Origin of the sequence: Parafrankia discariae, assembly GCF_000373365.1 — a bacterium.
In the GTDB taxonomy this organism is placed as follows: domain Bacteria; phylum Actinomycetota; class Actinomycetes; order Frankiales; family Frankiaceae; genus Parafrankia; species Parafrankia discariae.
The window spans coordinates 1-15,825 of record NZ_KB891226.1 but is presented as its reverse complement, the minus strand read 5'-3'; the positions used below and the strand labels follow the sequence as shown (position 1 = coordinate 15,825).

The window sequence follows — 15,825 nt, the reverse complement described above, 5'->3', positions numbered from 1 at the left end:
CACCCTCGCCAGCGACCCGCGCTAGCGCTGTACGAACTATAGAACGCCAGCGTTCTAAATATGCACAGTAGGATCCGCCCTCAAGGGTGTCAAGACCGGGAGGACGGTGGACGGACGGCCCCGCCCACCCGTCCCGCGGCGGCCGGGAACGGCGCGACGGCGCCCGCCGCCACGAGACGGTGGGCACGTGGGAATCGCGGGCAGACGGGCAGGCCAGCAACGCGGGTGCGCGGGAAGGCACGACCGCCGAGCGCCGGCGCCGGGCCGGCGTCGGCTACAACCTGGTGGAGCCGGTGGGCTAGCCGGCCTGGCCGAGCCCGGGCACCCGGGCGCCCGACAACCGGTCGCCGCCGTCGAAGAGCTGGCCGATCTCGCCGGCGGCCTGCACCATCACCGGGCCGGCGCCGTCCGCCACCTCGGAACGGAAGGTGACCAGGTGGAGGCACATGAGCGGGCTGGAGGACCGGGCCGGGATGAGCGCCGCGACGCCGTGCGCCCCGGCCTCGATCTCACCGCTGCTGACCGCGAAGCCGAGCTCGCGCGCGAGCTTCACCCCGGCCGGCTCGCCGGGCCGCGGCGGAAGCGCCGAGGCGAGCGCGTAGCCCGCCGACCCCCGGTCCAGCGGGGTCCGCATGCCGGCGCGGAACGACAGGTGATGCGTCGTGTTGGTGGGTTCGACCAGCGAGACCGCGACCGCTTCCTCACCTTCGGCGATGAAGAGCGCGATCGTGGAGCCGAGTCGCTCGGCCAGCCGCCGCATCGAGGGCAGGGCGATCTCGCGCAGGCCCGGCAGGTACGCGTCCGAGAGCGACACGAGCCTCGCGCCCGGCCGGTAGACGCCGTTGTCGGCACGGGTGAGAAACCGGAAATCCACGAATGTCTGAAGCAGCCGGTAGGCGATCGACCGATGGATGGAAAGCCGTTCCGCGACTTCCTGGGTGGTCAGGCCCGTCCCGGATTCCGTGACGGCGATGAGGGCCCGCAGACCGCGCGCGAGCGTCTGGCTCCCAGGCTGCGCTTTGACGATCTCCGTCTGGTCGGCTCGGGCCATGGGCTGATGGTATCCGGCCCCGTCAGCGCCCGGTTGCACGGCGCGGGCTCTCACCCCCGCACCAGGCGCATGATCGCCTGCGACTCGGGTGAGCCGTCAAGGACGCGGTTGCGGCGGTCCCGGATCCGCCAGCCGGCAGGGGTGCGCAGCAGCGTCCAGTGGTTGACCGCGGCCCGCCACAGAAACCACCGGTCATCCTCCCTGAGGACCACGAAGGAATAGCCGACGGCCTCCGCCGTGTCGCCGCTGACGGTGACGCGAGGCGGGGCGGTGAGGTGCGCGACGCCGGCGGCGACCAGCCCGGTGTGCGGCTCGGTCCGGTAGAGATCCGCCAGGCCCTGCGGCGCCTCGACCCGGACAGCGCTCCCGGCTGGAACGCCGAACTCGTAGCCGCCGCCGCTGATCCACAGGTCGGCGGCCTCTTCCGCCGACCCGCTGTCGACCAGAGGACCGTAGCTGTTGAGCAGGCGGAGGATCTCCAGCTGGTCCTCGGCCGACCGCAGCCGTGCCTCCAGCCGCCGGACCCTGCTCTCCACCTCCGCCAGGCCAGCCAGGTCCGCCACGTCCGCCAGGTTCTCCCCGGCCATCAGGGCCCCTCGCCGGCTTCCTGGGATCCGTCCGCCGGCACGAACGCGGCGGCCAGCGCCGCGTAGACATCCCGCAGGAACTGCGCGGTGCGCGGGGTGCGCGGCGGCGCGCCGAACCCGCCGTGGATGACCCCGGGGTACACGTGCAGCTCGGTCGGCACGCCCGCGGCCGACAGGCGTGCCGCGTAGGCGACGTTCTCGTCCACGAACCCGTCGACGTCGCCGATCCCGAGGAAGGCCGGCGCGAGCCCGGTGAGGTCCTCCGCCCGTGCCGGCGCGGCGCTGGGCGGGACCTCGCCGCCGGCGAGCGACCCGAGATAGGCCGCCCAACACAACCGGTTGGCCCGCAGATGCCACAGGCCCCAGTGGCCCGGGTCCTCGAGCGCGCGGATCGAGGGGGTCAGCTCACGGTCGTCGAGCATCGGGTAGATCAGCAGCTGCAGCACCGGCTGGGGGACGCCGAGGTCCCGCAGCCGCAGACACAGCCCGGCGGCCAGGCCGGCACCCGCGCTCGCCCCGCCCAGGACCAGCCGGGCCGGGTCGACCCCGAAGTCGGCCGGGTTCGCGCTGACCCGGCGCCAGACGGTCTCCGCGTCCTCCAGGCCCGCCGGGTAGGGGTGCTCCGGGGCCAGCCGCCAGTCGACCGAGGCGACGGCGCAGCCGAGCTCGATGACCATCCGGTCGAGGCGGTCGTCGTTCTCGTCCAGGTTCCCCATGATGTAGGCGCCGCCGTGCAGCCAGAGCAGGAACGGCAGCGCCGCCCCGTCCGGCGCGTCGGCCGGGCGGTACCAGCGCACCCGCACGTCGGGACGGCCGTCCGTACCCGGGACGACCTGGTCGTGCCGCCGGACCCGCGGGTCCTCGGGGGCGGGCGGCGGGCCGACCGCCGCGTACGAGCGCCGGATCGTCGCGATGCTCGTCAGGTCCCAGCGCGCCAGCCGATCGAGCAGCGCCACGGTCCCGGGTTCGACCCGCCTGTGCACGTCGATGGCGGCCATCAGTCGCCGTCGGCCCGGTCCGGGTCCATCGGCTCGACACCGACCTCGATCGCCTTGATCAGCAGCGCCGTGAACCGGGTGTAGAAACGGGCCATCCGGATGAACCCGGTGCCGAACCACAGCCCGGGCTGGGCGGAGCGACGCCACGTGTTCGCGTACTCGCCGTCCGCGGCACGGCCGTACGCCTTGTCGATCCGGTCCGCCACCGAGCCCAGCGTCGGCTTGATGTGGCCCCAGAACTGGTGGTAGCCGGTGGCGAAGACGATCAGGTCGACGTCGAGGGTCGAGCCGTCGGTGAAGACCACCGTCCGCTCCCTGATCTCGGCCACCTCGACGCCCTGCTTGAGGTGCACCAGGCCGTCCGCGATCAGTTCGGACGCGCCGATGTTGATCTGGTAGGCGTCCTTGCCGGACATGTGGGCGCCGATGATGCCGGTGCCGTCCGGGCCCCACTCGAGCTTGAAGCCGCGCGAGGTGAGACCGTCGAGGAGATCCTGGTCGGCCGCCGCGGCGAGCTTCACCAGCTTCTTGTTGAGCTCGTCCACCCGCTCGTTGGGCAGCGAGTAGGTCATCTGGTCCGCGAAGTCCGGGGTGTAGGGCATGTCCTCGGTGAACAGCGTCGACCAGTACCGGTGGTAGGACTCGTAGCTCACCACGTAGGTCGCGCTGCGCTGCAGCATGGTGACGTCCGCGCCGTGCTCGTACAGGTCGTGCGCGATCTCGTGGCCGCTCACGCCGGCCCCGATCACCAGCGCCTTCTTCCCCGCGAAGTCGGCGCCGTACTGGAACTCGTCCGAGTGCGCCGTCATGCCGGGGAAGGTCTCGAGGCCCTTGATCGCGGGGATCTTCGGCGAGCCGAACAGCCCGCCCGCCACGACGAAGTGCCGCGGGTGCAGTTCCCGGACCGAGCCGTCGCCGCGCCGGACCCGGATCGTCCACCGCTGGGCGTCCTCGTCGTAGTGCCCGTCGAGGAACGTGGTGGACGTCCACACGTTGAGGTCGAGCAGGTTCGCGTACGACTCCAGCCAGTCGGCGAACTTGTCCTTCGGGGTGTGCGCCGGCCAGGAGGGCGGCAGCGACAGGTAGGGCAGATGGTCCCCGAAGACGGTGCTGTGCAGGGCCAGCGACGCGTAGCGCTTGCGCCAGGTGTCCCCGACCCGGGCCTCGCGGTCGATGACGAGCGTCGGCACGTCGAGCGCGCCGAGCCGGGCCGCGGTGGCCAGCCCGTTGTGCCCCGCGCCGAGCACGAGCACCGCGGGCTCGGTGTCCTCGAAGGCGATCTCCTTCTCGCGGTCGCTCGACCACCGGGTGCGGTCCGGCACGATCCCGTAGACCTTGCCGTCCCGGCGGTGGTGACGCACCCGTTCCGGATGGGCCTGCAGCCCCATCACCTGGGTCTGCAGGATCGACACCACGAAGTGCCCCTCGCTCGGTACGAGCAGCACATAGCCACGGTCGATCCGGTCCGAGGTGGTGAAGTCGAAGAACGCGTTGACGGCGCCGTCGGTGACGACCGGCGGCTGCTCCCTGCTGGGCCGGAAGTCGGCGGCGTTCCAGGCCTTCGCCAGCTCGGTGAGCCGGGTGACGGTCTCCTCCCGCCCGACCGTGTGGTGGAAGTCCCAGGGGAAGGCCATGAAGTCCCGCCAGGTCGCCTCCGGGAGGAAGAGCGCGGCGAGGTCGGACGTGGATCCGCTCCGCAGGGCCGCCGCGAAGTCGGCGAGCCATCCGGCGAAGATGTCCTCGGCGTCCCGCGCGGTGATCGTCTCAGCCGGATTCTCTAAGGTCTCAGTCATCGTCTCGCTCTTCGCCCCAATTCCCGGTGTTTCTACTGGCTTCGGGTCAGCTTCCGGATTGTTCGCTCAGGACCGGCGACCGGGCTCCGGCCGCCGGGTCACGCGCCGCCGCGCGCCCGGCGTAGAGACCCCACACCCCGGCGACGGCCAGCGTCGCCCCGGCACCGCCGTAGACCATGCCGGACGGACTCGCCATCACGTTCCCCGCGGCGTAGAGCCCGCGGATCACGTCGCCGTCGACGTCCAGGACCCGGCCGTCCCGATCGGTGCGGGGCCCGCCCTTGGTGCCGAGCGCCGACGACCCGACCTCCACGCCGTAGAACGGCGCGGTCTCGACCGGGCCCAGCGTGGACAGGGTCGAGTCGGGGTCGAGCACCCGGCCGCCGGGGAACCGGTCGTAGGCGTTGTCGCCGCGGCCGAAGTCGGGGTCGGTGCCGGCCCGGGCATGCTCGTTGAACCGCCGCACGGTCGCCGCCACCTCGGCCGCTGGCAGGCCGAGCCGGCCCGCCAGCGCGTCCAGGGTGTCCGCGCGCTCCAGCCAGTCCGGCACCGCGCCGCCGGGCGCCCCGCCGAAGACACCGAACCGGTCGACGGTCGACTGGTCGAAGATCATGAAGCTGGGCAGGTTCGGGTACTCGAACCTCGACGCGTCGAGCTGGTGGTAGGCGCCGCCGAAGGCGTTGTAGTTCGCCGCCTCGTTGGCGAACCGGCGACCGTGGCCGTTGACCATGATCGAACCGGGCAGCGCGCGCTCCCGGGCGGTCAGCAGCCCGTTGCGGGCGCCGTCCCGGCGATGCCCGGGAAGGCTGACCACCGGGGCCCACCAGGCCTCCCGCATGTTGCCGAGCTGGGCACCGACCCGCATCGCCATCCGCAGCCCGTCGCCGGTGTTGGACGGCGCGCCGATGGCCCGGGTCAGCGGCCCGCGCAGGAAGTCGCGGACGAGATCGGGATCGTACTCGAAACCGCCGGTGGCGAGCACGACCGCGCTGGTGCGCACCGACCGGGTGCCGTCGGGGATCTCGATCTCGATCCCGGTGACGGCGCCGTCCTCGGTGACCAGTCGCAGGCCGCGCGACCGGGTGGCCACCCGCACCCCATGGCGCAGGCAGGCCTGGAGCAGACCGCCGACCAGCGCCCGGCCGAGTCCCTCCGCGCGGTTCTTCTCCCGCTCGGCGAGCACGTCCGGCTCCAGCGTGCCGGTGCCCCCGCCCAGGGGCATCTCACGGATGAGCATCCGGCGGGTGTCGCCCGCGATGCGGTCCTCCCACTCCTCGAACCCGAGGAAGGAGAAGAGTCCGACCTCGATCGACCGCCCCCCGTTCGGCAGGCCGCCGGGGCGTTCCGGGTGGTAGTCGGGATAGCCCTCGACCAGCTGGAAGCGCAGCTCCGTCCGCTGCTCGACGAAGTCGACCAGCTCCGGCCCGCCGTCGACGAGCGCCTCGGCCAGCTCCGGCAGAATCATCCCGTAGGACAGACTCGCCAGGTAGGCCAGGCCGTCCGCGCGGGAGTCCTTGATGCCGGCCGCCCGGGCCGGCTGGTTGGCGGGGACCCAGATCGTCCCGCCGGACAGCGCGGTCGTGCCGCCGAGCAGCTCCGCCTTCTCGAACACCGCGACACGGGCGCCCTCCACGGCCGCCGCGAGCGCCGCGGTCAGCCCCGCCGCGCCTGACCCCAGAACCACCACGTCGTACGTCTCATGCTCGTGCATCGCATGCCCCCGTCACTGGGAGAGGTTCGGAACCGCCCGGCCGGCCGGCACCGGGACCCGCGTCGGCGCGGCGCCCGCGGGCCGCGACGGCCGTGCGGGCCGCCGCGCCGCCGGTGTCACCGCCGGCGGTCGAGTCAGGTCTGTCAGCCGGTGAGTCCGCCGCCTGCGGACGCCCTGCTGACACCTCGGGCTGCGGGGCGGCATCGCGACCGCTGTGCAGCACCCGCCGTGGAGCACCTGGCCCGCCGTCCAGGATGTGCGCGTTATGTGATGTGTGCAGACTGTGAGGTGTGCAGTATGTGAGACACAGTGTTCAATAGCTGCTCAAGTTAGTAAGCTCCCGGAGGGGTGTCAAGCCCGACCGGTTCCCGCTCGGCCGCCCCGCGCCGCATACGCCGCGTCCCGAACATCCCGAGCCCTGAACATCCCGCGTCCCGGACACCCGTGGTGCGGACACCCTGCACCCACGGCGCCCGGACGAACCGCCGCGGCCGCGGCGGAGGACTCCGCCCCGCGGCCGACCCGCCGAACGCTCGACCGAACCCTGCGCAGACCCGAGGGGCTGATCAATGCCGACCGATTCCGCGAGCGAGGACGTCCTGTCGACCGCCCGGCCGTGGCTCGCCGCCTACCCACCGCGGATCGACCCGTCGCCGCGCCTCACCCACCCCTCGATCGTCGACGCGTGGCGGGACCGCGTGGCCGGCAACCCCGGCCGGACGGCCGTGCGGTACTTCGACGGGTCCCTCAGCGCGGCCGAGCTCGACACCCACAGCGACGCCCTCGCCGCCGAGCTGCGGGAACGGGACGTCCGGCCGGGCGACCGGGTGGGCGTCTACCTGCAGAACGTGCCGTACTACCCGATCAGCCTGCTGGCGATCTGGAAGGCCGGCGCCGTCGCGGTGCCGCTCAACCCGATGTACCGCGGGCGCGAGCTGCGGCGGCTGATCGACGACTCCGGCGCCACGGGGATCATCCTGGCCCGCGGGACCGACGCCCAGACCCGTGAGACGCTCGCGGGCAGTACCGTCCGCTGGCTGTTGTCCGCCTCCGCGCGCGACTTCCAGACGGCGGACGACCCGCGCGTGTTCGGCACCGCCGGCGATCCCGCGCCGTCGCCCGACGGCGATCTCGCGGCGATCCTGGCGCAACGCCGGGGGCAGCACCCCGAGCCGGTTGAGACCACCCCGGACGACACGGCCTTCCTCACCTATACCTCCGGCACCACGGGTCCACCCAAAGGCGCGCTGAACACACACCGGAACTTCCTGAACTCGGTGCTGAACTACGGCCACTGGCTCCTTCTCGAGCCCGGCGACGTGGTGTTCGCCATCGCCCCCCTCTTCCACATCACCGGGCTCTCCCTGAACGCGGGCATCGCCCTGCTGAACGACACGACGCTGAGCATGAGTGGCCGATTCGAGCCCTCGGTCGCGCTCGAGGCCCTCCGCGACCACGGCGTGACGACCACCATCGGTTCGATCACGGCGTTCAACGCCTTCTTCCGGATTGACGCCGCGGGCCCCGAGCATTTCGCCACGGTGAAACGGCTCTATTCCGGAGGCGCGCCCATCCCGCCGTCGACGGTGGAGGCGTTCCGGTCACGGTTCGGGCCCTACCTGCACAACATCTGGGGCATGACCGAGACGACCGGCGGGGGCATCGCCGTGCCCCCCGGCGCGGCGGCACCCGTGCACGGGCCGAGCGGCACCCTGTCGATCGGCGTGCCGATGCAGAACGTCGACGTGTGGATCACCGACGAGAACGGCGTGCCGCGGCCGCCGGGTGTCGAGGGTGAGCTGGTCATCGCCGCGCCGCAGGTCATCCCCGGCTACTGGCGCAACCCGGAGGCGTCGGCACACGCCCTGGCGGGCGGGCGGCTGCGCACCGGGGACGTCGCCGTCCTCGACGCCGAGGGCTGGGTCTACCTCGTCGACCGGGTGAAGGACCAGATCAACACCTCGGGCTTCAAGGTCTGGCCGCGCGAGGTCGAGGACGTCCTGTACGAGCATCCCGCCGTCTTCGAGGCCGCCGTGGTCGGCCTGCCGGACGCCTACCGGGGCGAGACCGTGGCGGCCTACGTGTCGCTGCGCGACGGCGCGGCGGCCACGCCCGAGGAGCTGACCGCCTTCGCCCGGGAGCGGCTCGCCGCGTACAAGTACCCCCGGCGGATCTCGATCCTTCCGGAGCTGCCGAAGACCGCCACCGGCAAGATCCAGCGGGCGGTGCTGCGCGAACAGTCCTCTGCGGGTCAGGCGGCGCCCGCCCTGCCACGGGCGGAACCCGGCTGACGCCCGGCGACGGTCCGCTCCCGCGCCGAGCCGGGAGCGGGACCGACCGGGCCGGGCCGGGCCGCTCAGCGCAGGGCGACCTCGGCCTTCTTCATGATCTCCGCGATGTAGTCGAGGTGGCGGTCGACGCCGGTGAGCCCGCGCCCCATCGTGAACAGCGAGGCGTGGGTGGCGCCCGCCGCCCGCAGCCGCAGCAGCCCGTCGGTGATCTCCTGATCGGTGTAGGGCCGGCCGGGCGCGTGCAGGACGAACTGCGCACCGAAGCCGTCGAGCGGCCGGCCCGCGTTCGCCAGCAGTTCCCGCAGGCGGGCCCAGCCGTCCATCGCCGGCTGGTCGAGGCCGTAGCCGAAGACGAAGCCGTCGGCCAGGGCGACGGCCCGGTGGAACGCCGCCTCGGCGAACCCTCCGCACCAGATCGGGATCCGCCGGGTCGGCCGCGGGACGATGTTGGCCCGGTCGATCTGGTCGAACTCACCCTCGAAGCTGATCAGCTCCTCGCTCCACAGCCGGCGGAGGTAGGAGATCTGCTCGGTCAGTCGCCGGCCCCGGCTGGCGAAGTCCACACCCATCGCGTGGAACTCGACCCGGTTGTACCCGGCCCCCACGCCGAGCCGCAGCCGCCCCCCGGACATGAGGTCGATGTCGGCCGTCTGCCGGGCGACGAGGACGGTCTGGCGCAGGGGAAGGATGAGCACGCCGCTCACGAACTCGATGCGCTCGGTCAGGCCGGCCAGGTAGGCGAAGGCCGCGAGGGGATCGTGGAACGGGCTGCGCTCCCCGTACCGGCCCCGGATCGGCGGGTCGCGCCGCTCGTGCGACGCGCCGATGAGGTGGTCGTACATGACCAGATGGTCGTAGCCGAGCGCCTCGGCCGCCTGGGCGAACCGGGCCAGCGCCGACGGATCACCCTCCAGCTCGATCTGCGGATAGACGACCCCGAGCCTCATCGCACCCGCCCGTCTCTCTTCTCATGCTGAGGATGCCGGCAGACTATCAGCCATAATTCTATTTCTACAACCATCAGTTCAAATATCGAACAAGGAAAGCCGGTGTCGCGACCGGAGGCGGCGCCGCCCGCGCGTCAGCTCTCCGGCCCGAGCACGAGCGGCAGGTCGGGGTCCGCCGCCCACTCCGGCATGGAGCCGTCGTACACGGCGGCGTCCGGACCGCCGACCGCCGACAGGGCCAGCGCGTTCCAGGCGGCGCTCACCCCGCCGCCGCAGTAGAAGACCGTCCGCCGTTCGCCCGGCTCCAGGACGCCGACACCGCGCATCCGCGCGTCGATCTCGGCGGCCGGCAGCGGCGCACCGGTGCGGGTGTCCACCAGGGTGCGGGAGATGATCGCGACGGCCAGCGCGAGCAGCAGCGCGAGCTCGATGTTCACCGGCAGCGCGGAGGCGATCGTCTCGCGGACGTCCTTGACCGGCGCCACCAGGTTCTGCCCGAAGTCGCCCCGGTCGGCCACGCCGCGGCTGGCCGGCACCCCAAGCCGCCGGCCAGCCGCCCTCGGCACCCCGGACCAGGACGCCCCCCGGCCGCGCCAGGAAAGGGGCATACGACCCATCCGGGTCAAAAATCTGTCAGAGGCTGCCATTTGCCAGTCCCATGCGTATGCTTGCCGAAGACATCAGGACCACGGAATCGCTACCTGGCAGGAGGTGATCGAGCGTGTCGGACCAGCGCACGGAAGGCCTGCGCGAGCGGAAGAAGCGCCGCACCCGCCAGTCGATCATCGATGTCGCGCACGAGCTGTTTCACCTGAAGGGCTACGAGGCGGCCACGGTGGAGGAGATCGCCGACCAGGCCGAGGTGTCCGTACGCACCGTGTTCCGTTACTTCACCAGCAAGGAGGCGATCGCCCTCGCGCCGCTGGACGAGATGGGCGATCTGACCGTGGCCGCGCTGCGCCGCCGCCCCGCCGACGAGCCGCCCCTGACGGCGCTGCGCAACGCGGCCTTCGACGCCTGGACGCTGATGTCGCCGGACGGCGACTCGCTGCGCCACTACGCTGATCATCTGCTTCTCCTCGACGGCTCGTCGCCCCTGGCGGGAGCGGTCCTGAGCCGCCTCGTCGCCATCGGCGACCGACTCGCCGTGGAGCTCGCGGAGGAGACCGAACCCAGCTCGGTCGAACCCACCACTCCTGAACGCGCCACCGCTGAACACACCCCGCCTGAACACGCCATCGCCGGGAACGGCCCGCCCGACCCCGGGCTGGGCGCCCAGCTGACCGCCGTCACATTCCTCGGGGCCATCCAGGTAGCCACCCGGGCATGGTGCAGCTCGGGCAGCACCGACCTCGGCGATCTCCTCATGACGGTCGACACCTGCCTCGGTCGACTGGGCGTCCAGCCCCCCACCGGCTGACCCACCCGCACCACAGGAACCGCACAAACGGAAAGCAAGATCTGTCGCGGCACCCGGAACAATGTGAGCGCGCCGGGGTGAATGAGTGCCCAATACTCTGGCGGCACAGTTCGGAGAGCTCCTTCGGCGTGCCCTTCCGGCGCCCAGGCCGGCCATGTTCCGGGGATCCGACCGATTTCCCGTCACGTTGGTGATGAACGATATGCGAGGACCGGACATGAACGTTTCCGACACCGTCGGGGTCACCCGGGAAAGCATTCCCGCGCAGATCAGCGCCGACGACGCCACCGCGCGCGACCGCACCGCGGACGCCGGGGGTGAGCTCGCCCGCGCACTGCGCCTCGCCACCGACCACCTGCTCGCGTTGCAGGACGGCACGGGCTGGTGGAAATTCGATCTCGAGACGAACACGAGCATGGACGCAGAGAACCTCCTGCTGCGCGAATACCTCGGTATCCGCACGGCTGAGCTGACGGCGCCCTCGGCCCAGTTCATCCGCTCCCGGCAGAGCGCCGACGGATCGTGGCCGCAGTACTTCGGCGGCCCGGGCGAGCTGTCCACCACTGTGGAGTCGTACATCGCCCTGCGCCTCGCCGGCGACGAGACCCGCGCGCCGCACATGCTCAACGCCGCGGCCTGGATCCGCGCTCAGGGCGGAATCCCCGCTACCAGGGTGTTCACCCGGATCTGGCTGGCGCTGTTCGGCTGGTGGCGCTGGGAGGACCTGCCGGTGCTGCCCCCGGAGATCATGTTCCTCCCCCGCCGGGCGCCGCTGAACATCTACTCCTTCGGGTCCTGGGCGCGCCAGACCCTGGTGTCGCTGACGGTCGTCTCCGCCCTCCGCCCGGTACGGCCGGCGCCGTTCGCCCTCGACGAGCTGCACCCGGTCCCGCCCGCCGCGCCCGCGCCCGCCACGCCCGGCGCCGGAGCCTTCGGCATGCTGGAGAGCATCCACACGCGGTTCACCGCGAAAGAGCTTTTCGCGGGTGTAGACCGACTACTGCACATGTATCACCGGCGTCCCGTTCGCACCGTGCGCAATCAGGCGCTGCGGGCCGCGGAAAGGTGGATCATCGCCCGCCAGGAGGCGGATGGATGCTTCGGCGGAATTCAGCCGCCGGCGGTCTATTCGATAATCGCGCTGCGGCTGCTCGGGTACGAGCTCGACCACCCGGTGCTGAAGGCCGCGCTGCGGGCCCTCGACGACTACAGTGTCACCCTCCCCGACGGCTCCCGCATGGTCGAGGCGTCCCAGTCGCCGGTCTGGGACACCGCGCTGGCGGTGAACGCCCTCGCGGACGCGGGTGCCACGGCCGCGATCGCCCCCGACCATCCGGCGCTGATCCGCGCCGCCGACTGGCTGCTCGGCCAGGAGGTCCGCCACCGGCGTGGAGACTGGGCGGTCAACCATCCCGACGTCCCGGCGAGTGGCTGGGCGTTCGAGTTCGAGAACGACACCTATCCCGACACCGACGACACGGCGGAGGTCCTGCTCGCGCTGCGCCGGGTGCGCCACCCGGCGCGCGACGAGCTGGCCGCCGCCGAGAACCGGGCGGTGGCCTGGCTGTTCGGGCTGCAGTCCAGCGACGGCGGATGGGGCGCGTACGACGCGGACAACACCAGCACCATCCCCTACCAGATCCCGTTCGCCGACTTCGGGGCCCTCACCGACCCGCCCTCCGCGGACGTCACCGCACATGTCGTCGAACTGCTCGCCGAGGCCGGCCTGGCCGGCGACGACCGCACCCGGCGCGGGGTGGCCTGGCTGCTGGACCACCAGGAGGCCGACGGGTCGTGGTTCGGCAGGTGGGGTGTCAACTACGTCTACGGCACCGGCAGTGTGATGCCCGCGCTGCGCGCCGCGGGCATCGAACCGTCTCATCCGGCCATGCGGGCGGGAGCGGACTGGCTGCTCACCCACCAGAACACCGACGGCGGCTGGGGTGAGGACCTGCGCTCCTACTCCGATCCCGAGTGGTCGGGCCGCGGTGAGTCCACAGCGTCCCAGACGGCGTGGGCGATGTTGGCCCTGCTGACGACGGACGACCAGCCGGGGGTGGGCAGGGCCCTCGCCCGGGGCGCCCGGTGGCTGGCCGATCACCAGCGGCCGGACGGTTCCTGGGACGAGGACCAGTTCACCGGTACCGGGTTCCCCGGCGACTTCTACATCAACTACCACGGCTACCGGCTGCTGTGGCCGATCATGGCCCTCGGCCGCTACCTCCGCGGGTAGGCCGACCGACCCGGTCGGGCGTAACGGTGCAACTATCCGAATCGGTTCGACTTCGCTACGCTTCCCTTGAGGGATGTGGACGATGTCCGGACTCCGTGGCGTCACGAGCGCCACACAAGACTTGTGGCGTTCGCTCGTGTCGGGCCGCACGCCGCGGGTGTTGTGGTGCGCAGTCGTCGGCTCGCTGGTGCTCTCCGTGCTGGAGGTGGCCCTCGCGGTGCTGTTGGGCCCGCTGCCGGGCGTCATCGCCACGATGTCGCTCAACGCGGTCGCCCAGGCGGCCGCCGCGGGGGCCTGTTTCTGGACCGCTCGGCGCGCCAGCACCGGTGACCGGCGCTGGCGGCGGCTCATCGGCGTCATGGCGGGCAGTTCGGCGCTAGCCAGCGGCGCGACGGCGGCGGCCGCGCTGGGAGGTCGATGTCCCCAGGTGTCCTCGGGGTGGTACTCCGTTCTCGTCGTCTTCCACGGTGTGGCCCTGGCCGGGCTGCTGTCCCTGCCCACCGACCCGGTGGACGGCCGCGGGGGCCGGCAGGGCCGCGGCTCGTCCCGCTGGTACGCGATCATCCTTCTGGACTGCGTCCTGATCGTCGGTTCGATCGTCCTGCTCGAATGGGGGACGGTCCTCGCCACGGTGGTCCGCAGCGGTGCGCCCGACCTCCAGCAGTTCCTGCTGTCCCTGGGCCACGCGGTCTCCGTACTGATCCTGCTCACAGCTGTGGTGCTGATCGCGAGCTTCCGCCGGCCACGCTCCCCGGCGACCCTGGCGCTGCTCGGTTCGGGCCTGCTCGCCTACGGTCTCGTCAGCAACGTCTTCGTCTACCGCGTCGCGCAGCACCAGCTCGACATGCCGCCGCTGAGCGTGGTCGCGTTCGGACCGGCCTTCCTGCCGATCTTCCTGGCCGCGCTGTTGCCGTCCCCGGGGAGGGCCCCGCCGGACAGCCCAGCGCCGGTCGGCCCGCAGGCGACGTGGGCCTACGCGGTGCTGCCCTACGCGGCGCTCGGTGCGGCGGGCCTGCTGGTGGTCGGCAGGCTGTCGATCGGTATGCCGGTCGGCCGCTTCGAGACGTACAGCATCGCCGGGCTGCTGCTGGTGGCGCTGGTCCGCCAGATGCTCACCCTGGTCGAGAACGCCCGGCTGTTGGCCGGGATCCGGGAGCAGGAACGGGAACTGCTCCACCAGGCGTTCCACGACCCGCTGACCGGCCTGGCGAACCGGGCCCTGTTCACCCGCCGACTGCGGCAGGCACTGACGCGCACCCCCGGCGCCGACGGCAACGGCGCGTCGCTGTCCGTGCTGTTTCTGGACCTTGACGATTTCAAGCGTGTCAATGACACCTTCGGGCATGCGGCCGGCGACGAGCTCCTCCAGATCAGCGCGGACCGGCTGCTGGCGGAGACGCGGACGGTGGACACCGTCGCCCGGCTCGGCGGCGACGAGTTCGCCGTCATCCTCGACGGCGACGGACTCCGCGATCCCCGCCGGGTCGGTGAGCGGCTCGCGGCGGCGATACGGACACCGTGCCTGCTCGACGGGCGGCCGTACGCCCCGCAGGCCAGCCTCGGGCTGGTCACCCTCGACGCCCCCGGCCGGCCGGCCGACTCCGACGTCCTGCTCCACCAGGCCGACCTCGCGATGTACGCCGCCAAGCGGGAACGGGCCGGCAGGCTGAAGGTCTACCAGCCCGACATGGCCCAGGCGACCGCCGCACCGCCGCCCGATGAACCGGGTGGTACCGCCTTCGACGGGCGGAACGATCCCGTTACCCCGGGCAGTGAGCACGAAGTCCGGCATCGACCGGCCCGGCCCGACTTCCGACCCCGGAGTCAGGCCGGGCGGCGGTCGCGGCCCGACGAAGATGATGAGGACGAATCCGGCGGAGGTCCGCTCGATCCTGCCGCCCTCGGCGGCGCCTCCGAGCCGGCGGGTGGACGACCTCGGCTACTACCTGGTGCTGGCAAAATGGAGGCTGGCGATCGTCCTGGAGCAGGGCTGCCAGCGCGCGGGCGGCGACCCGAAGCTCGAGGACTCCGGAGGCCACGTGGTCAGGTACCTGCACGAAGCGGCGGAGACCGCCGCGTCGAACGACTGTCCGGCGACGTGGTGACCCTGCGGGACGACACCGCCGACCCGAGTGCGATCCGGCGGCTCGCCTCGGGTCGGCGGCGCTACGGCAACCTCAAGGACGAGGCCGCCGACTTCATCCGGGAGGCGATCGTCTCCCGCGCGCTACCCCCACGCAGCAAAATCGATCAGGACGAGGTCGCCGACGCGCTCGGGATCAGCCGCGCCCCGGTCCGCGAGGCCCTCATCGAACTCGCACAGAAAGGCTTCGTCGACGCCGTCCCCCGGCGCGGCGCGTTCGTCGCCGAGGTCACCGTCGAGGACATCGAGGACCACTACGAAGTTGTCGCCCTGGTCTCCGGAATGACCACCCGACGCGCCGTGCGCACCCTCACCCCGACGCAGATCGAGGAACTCGCCCGACTGCACCGCGAGATCACCACCACCGGCGAGGAGACCCGCCGCCGGAGCCTGGACCGCCGGTTCTTCCAGATCATCGCCACCGCCGGCAAATCACCACGCCTCGACGCGATCCTCGACTTCCTCGGCGGCGTCCTGCAGGGCAGCTTCTACTACGACGCCCCCGCCTGGGAGAACAACGAGACGAAATACCGCGAACGACTACTGACCGAGATCCGGGCCGGCGACGTCACGGCGGCGGCCCGCACCAGCGAGGAACACGTACGCTCCTGCGCCGCCGTCACCGTCGAACACCTACGCACCCGCGGCTAC

At 72.0% G+C, this 15,825-nt stretch carries 12 protein-coding genes; 5 read left to right on the top strand and 7 right to left on the bottom strand.

Translation table 11 applies throughout. The features are described from left to right. The first annotated feature begins 86 nt into the window (after positions 1–86). Positions 87–302: a hypothetical protein gene (locus tag B056_RS42905; RefSeq protein WP_154677140.1), complete on the top strand. Its 216-nt coding sequence runs from the start codon at positions 87–89 to the stop codon at positions 300–302. Here B056_RS42905 and B056_RS0120250 read toward each other — a convergent pair. Genes B056_RS0120250 through B056_RS0120230 form a run of 5 tightly spaced genes read right to left on the bottom strand, consistent with a single transcriptional unit; the run spans position 299 to position 6,140 of the window. Continuing rightward, the gene (locus B056_RS0120250) at positions 299–1,051 is read right to left on the bottom strand and encodes an IclR family transcriptional regulator (RefSeq protein ID WP_018503686.1); all 753 of its coding nucleotides are present in this window, start codon (positions 1,049–1,051) and stop codon (positions 299–301) included. The genes B056_RS42905 and B056_RS0120250 overlap by 4 nt on opposite strands. 50 nt (positions 1,052–1,101) lie before the next feature. Beyond that, entirely contained in the window at positions 1,102–1,638 is a 537-nt protein-coding gene (locus B056_RS0120245; protein ID WP_018503685.1) for a nuclear transport factor 2 family protein, read from the bottom strand. Continuing rightward, entirely contained in the window at positions 1,638–2,636 is a 999-nt protein-coding gene (locus B056_RS0120240; RefSeq protein ID WP_018503684.1) for an alpha/beta hydrolase, read from the bottom strand. The genes B056_RS0120245 and B056_RS0120240 overlap by 1 nt, the downstream gene beginning before the upstream one ends. Continuing rightward, the gene (locus tag B056_RS0120235; protein ID WP_018503683.1) at positions 2,636–4,429 is read right to left on the bottom strand and encodes a flavin-containing monooxygenase; all 1,794 of its coding nucleotides are present in this window, start codon (positions 4,427–4,429) and stop codon (positions 2,636–2,638) included. Before B056_RS0120235 ends, B056_RS0120240 begins: the two co-directional genes overlap by 1 nt. A 46-nt stretch (positions 4,430–4,475) precedes the next feature. Next, complete coding sequence (locus B056_RS0120230; protein ID WP_018503682.1) at positions 4,476–6,140, bottom strand: FAD-dependent oxidoreductase; 1,665 nt, start codon at positions 6,138–6,140, stop codon at positions 4,476–4,478. A 569-nt stretch (positions 6,141–6,709) separates the two neighbouring features. Here B056_RS0120230 and B056_RS0120225 point away from each other — a divergent pair. Continuing rightward, positions 6,710–8,431 (top strand): class I adenylate-forming enzyme family protein, encoded by a 1,722-nt coding sequence (locus B056_RS0120225; RefSeq protein ID WP_018503681.1) that lies wholly within the window; start codon positions 6,710–6,712, stop codon positions 8,429–8,431. Positions 8,432–8,496: 65 nt separating this feature from the next. Here the strand turns inward: B056_RS0120225 and B056_RS0120220 are convergent, their stop codons facing one another. Together B056_RS0120220 and B056_RS0120215 are read right to left on the bottom strand one after the other, a co-directional pair. Next, positions 8,497–9,378 carry an LLM class F420-dependent oxidoreductase gene (locus tag B056_RS0120220; RefSeq protein ID WP_018503680.1) on the bottom strand — a complete coding sequence of 294 codons (882 nt, stop codon included), beginning with the start codon at positions 9,376–9,378 and terminating at the stop codon, positions 8,497–8,499. A gap of 134 nt (positions 9,379–9,512) precedes the next feature. After that, complete coding sequence (locus B056_RS0120215; RefSeq protein WP_230203085.1) at positions 9,513–9,896, bottom strand: rhodanese-like domain-containing protein; 384 nt, start codon at positions 9,894–9,896, stop codon at positions 9,513–9,515. Between the two features lie 203 nt (positions 9,897–10,099). On the opposite strand from B056_RS0120215, the gene B056_RS0120210 reads away from it, so the two are divergent. The 3 genes from B056_RS0120210 to B056_RS45790 all read left to right on the top strand — a co-directional run. After that, complete coding sequence (locus B056_RS0120210; protein ID WP_018503678.1) at positions 10,100–10,798, top strand: TetR/AcrR family transcriptional regulator; 699 nt, start codon at positions 10,100–10,102, stop codon at positions 10,796–10,798. A gap of 217 nt (positions 10,799–11,015) precedes the next feature. Next, positions 11,016–13,031: a squalene--hopene cyclase gene (shc, locus tag B056_RS0120205; protein WP_018503677.1), complete on the top strand. Its 2,016-nt coding sequence runs from the start codon at positions 11,016–11,018 to the stop codon at positions 13,029–13,031. 82 nt (positions 13,032–13,113) lie between these two features. Beyond that, positions 13,114–15,825: diguanylate cyclase domain-containing protein (locus tag B056_RS45790; RefSeq protein ID WP_326828239.1), on the top strand; the 2,712-nt coding region annotated here is incomplete at its 3' end.

Bases quoted from the DNA above. Each gene is read 5' to 3' on its own strand.
- B056_RS0120250 (WP_018503686.1), bottom strand. From the start codon at position 1,051: ATGGCCCGAGCCGACCAGACGGAGATCGTCAAAGCGCAGCCTGGGAGC.
- B056_RS0120245 (WP_018503685.1), bottom strand. From the start codon at position 1,638: ATGGCCGGGGAGAACCTGGCGGACGTGGCGGACCTGGCTGGCCTGGCG.
- B056_RS0120240 (WP_018503684.1), bottom strand. From the start codon at position 2,636: ATGGCCGCCATCGACGTGCACAGGCGGGTCGAACCCGGGACCGTGGCG.
- B056_RS0120235 (WP_018503683.1), bottom strand. From the start codon at position 4,429: ATGACTGAGACCTTAGAGAATCCGGCTGAGACGATCACCGCGCGGGAC.
- B056_RS0120230 (WP_018503682.1), bottom strand. From the start codon at position 6,140: ATGCACGAGCATGAGACGTACGACGTGGTGGTTCTGGGGTCAGGCGCG.
- B056_RS0120225 (WP_018503681.1), top strand. From the start codon at position 6,710: ATGCCGACCGATTCCGCGAGCGAGGACGTCCTGTCGACCGCCCGGCCG.
- B056_RS0120220 (WP_018503680.1), bottom strand. From the start codon at position 9,378: ATGAGGCTCGGGGTCGTCTATCCGCAGATCGAGCTGGAGGGTGATCCG.
- shc (WP_018503677.1), top strand. From the start codon at position 11,016: ATGAACGTTTCCGACACCGTCGGGGTCACCCGGGAAAGCATTCCCGCG.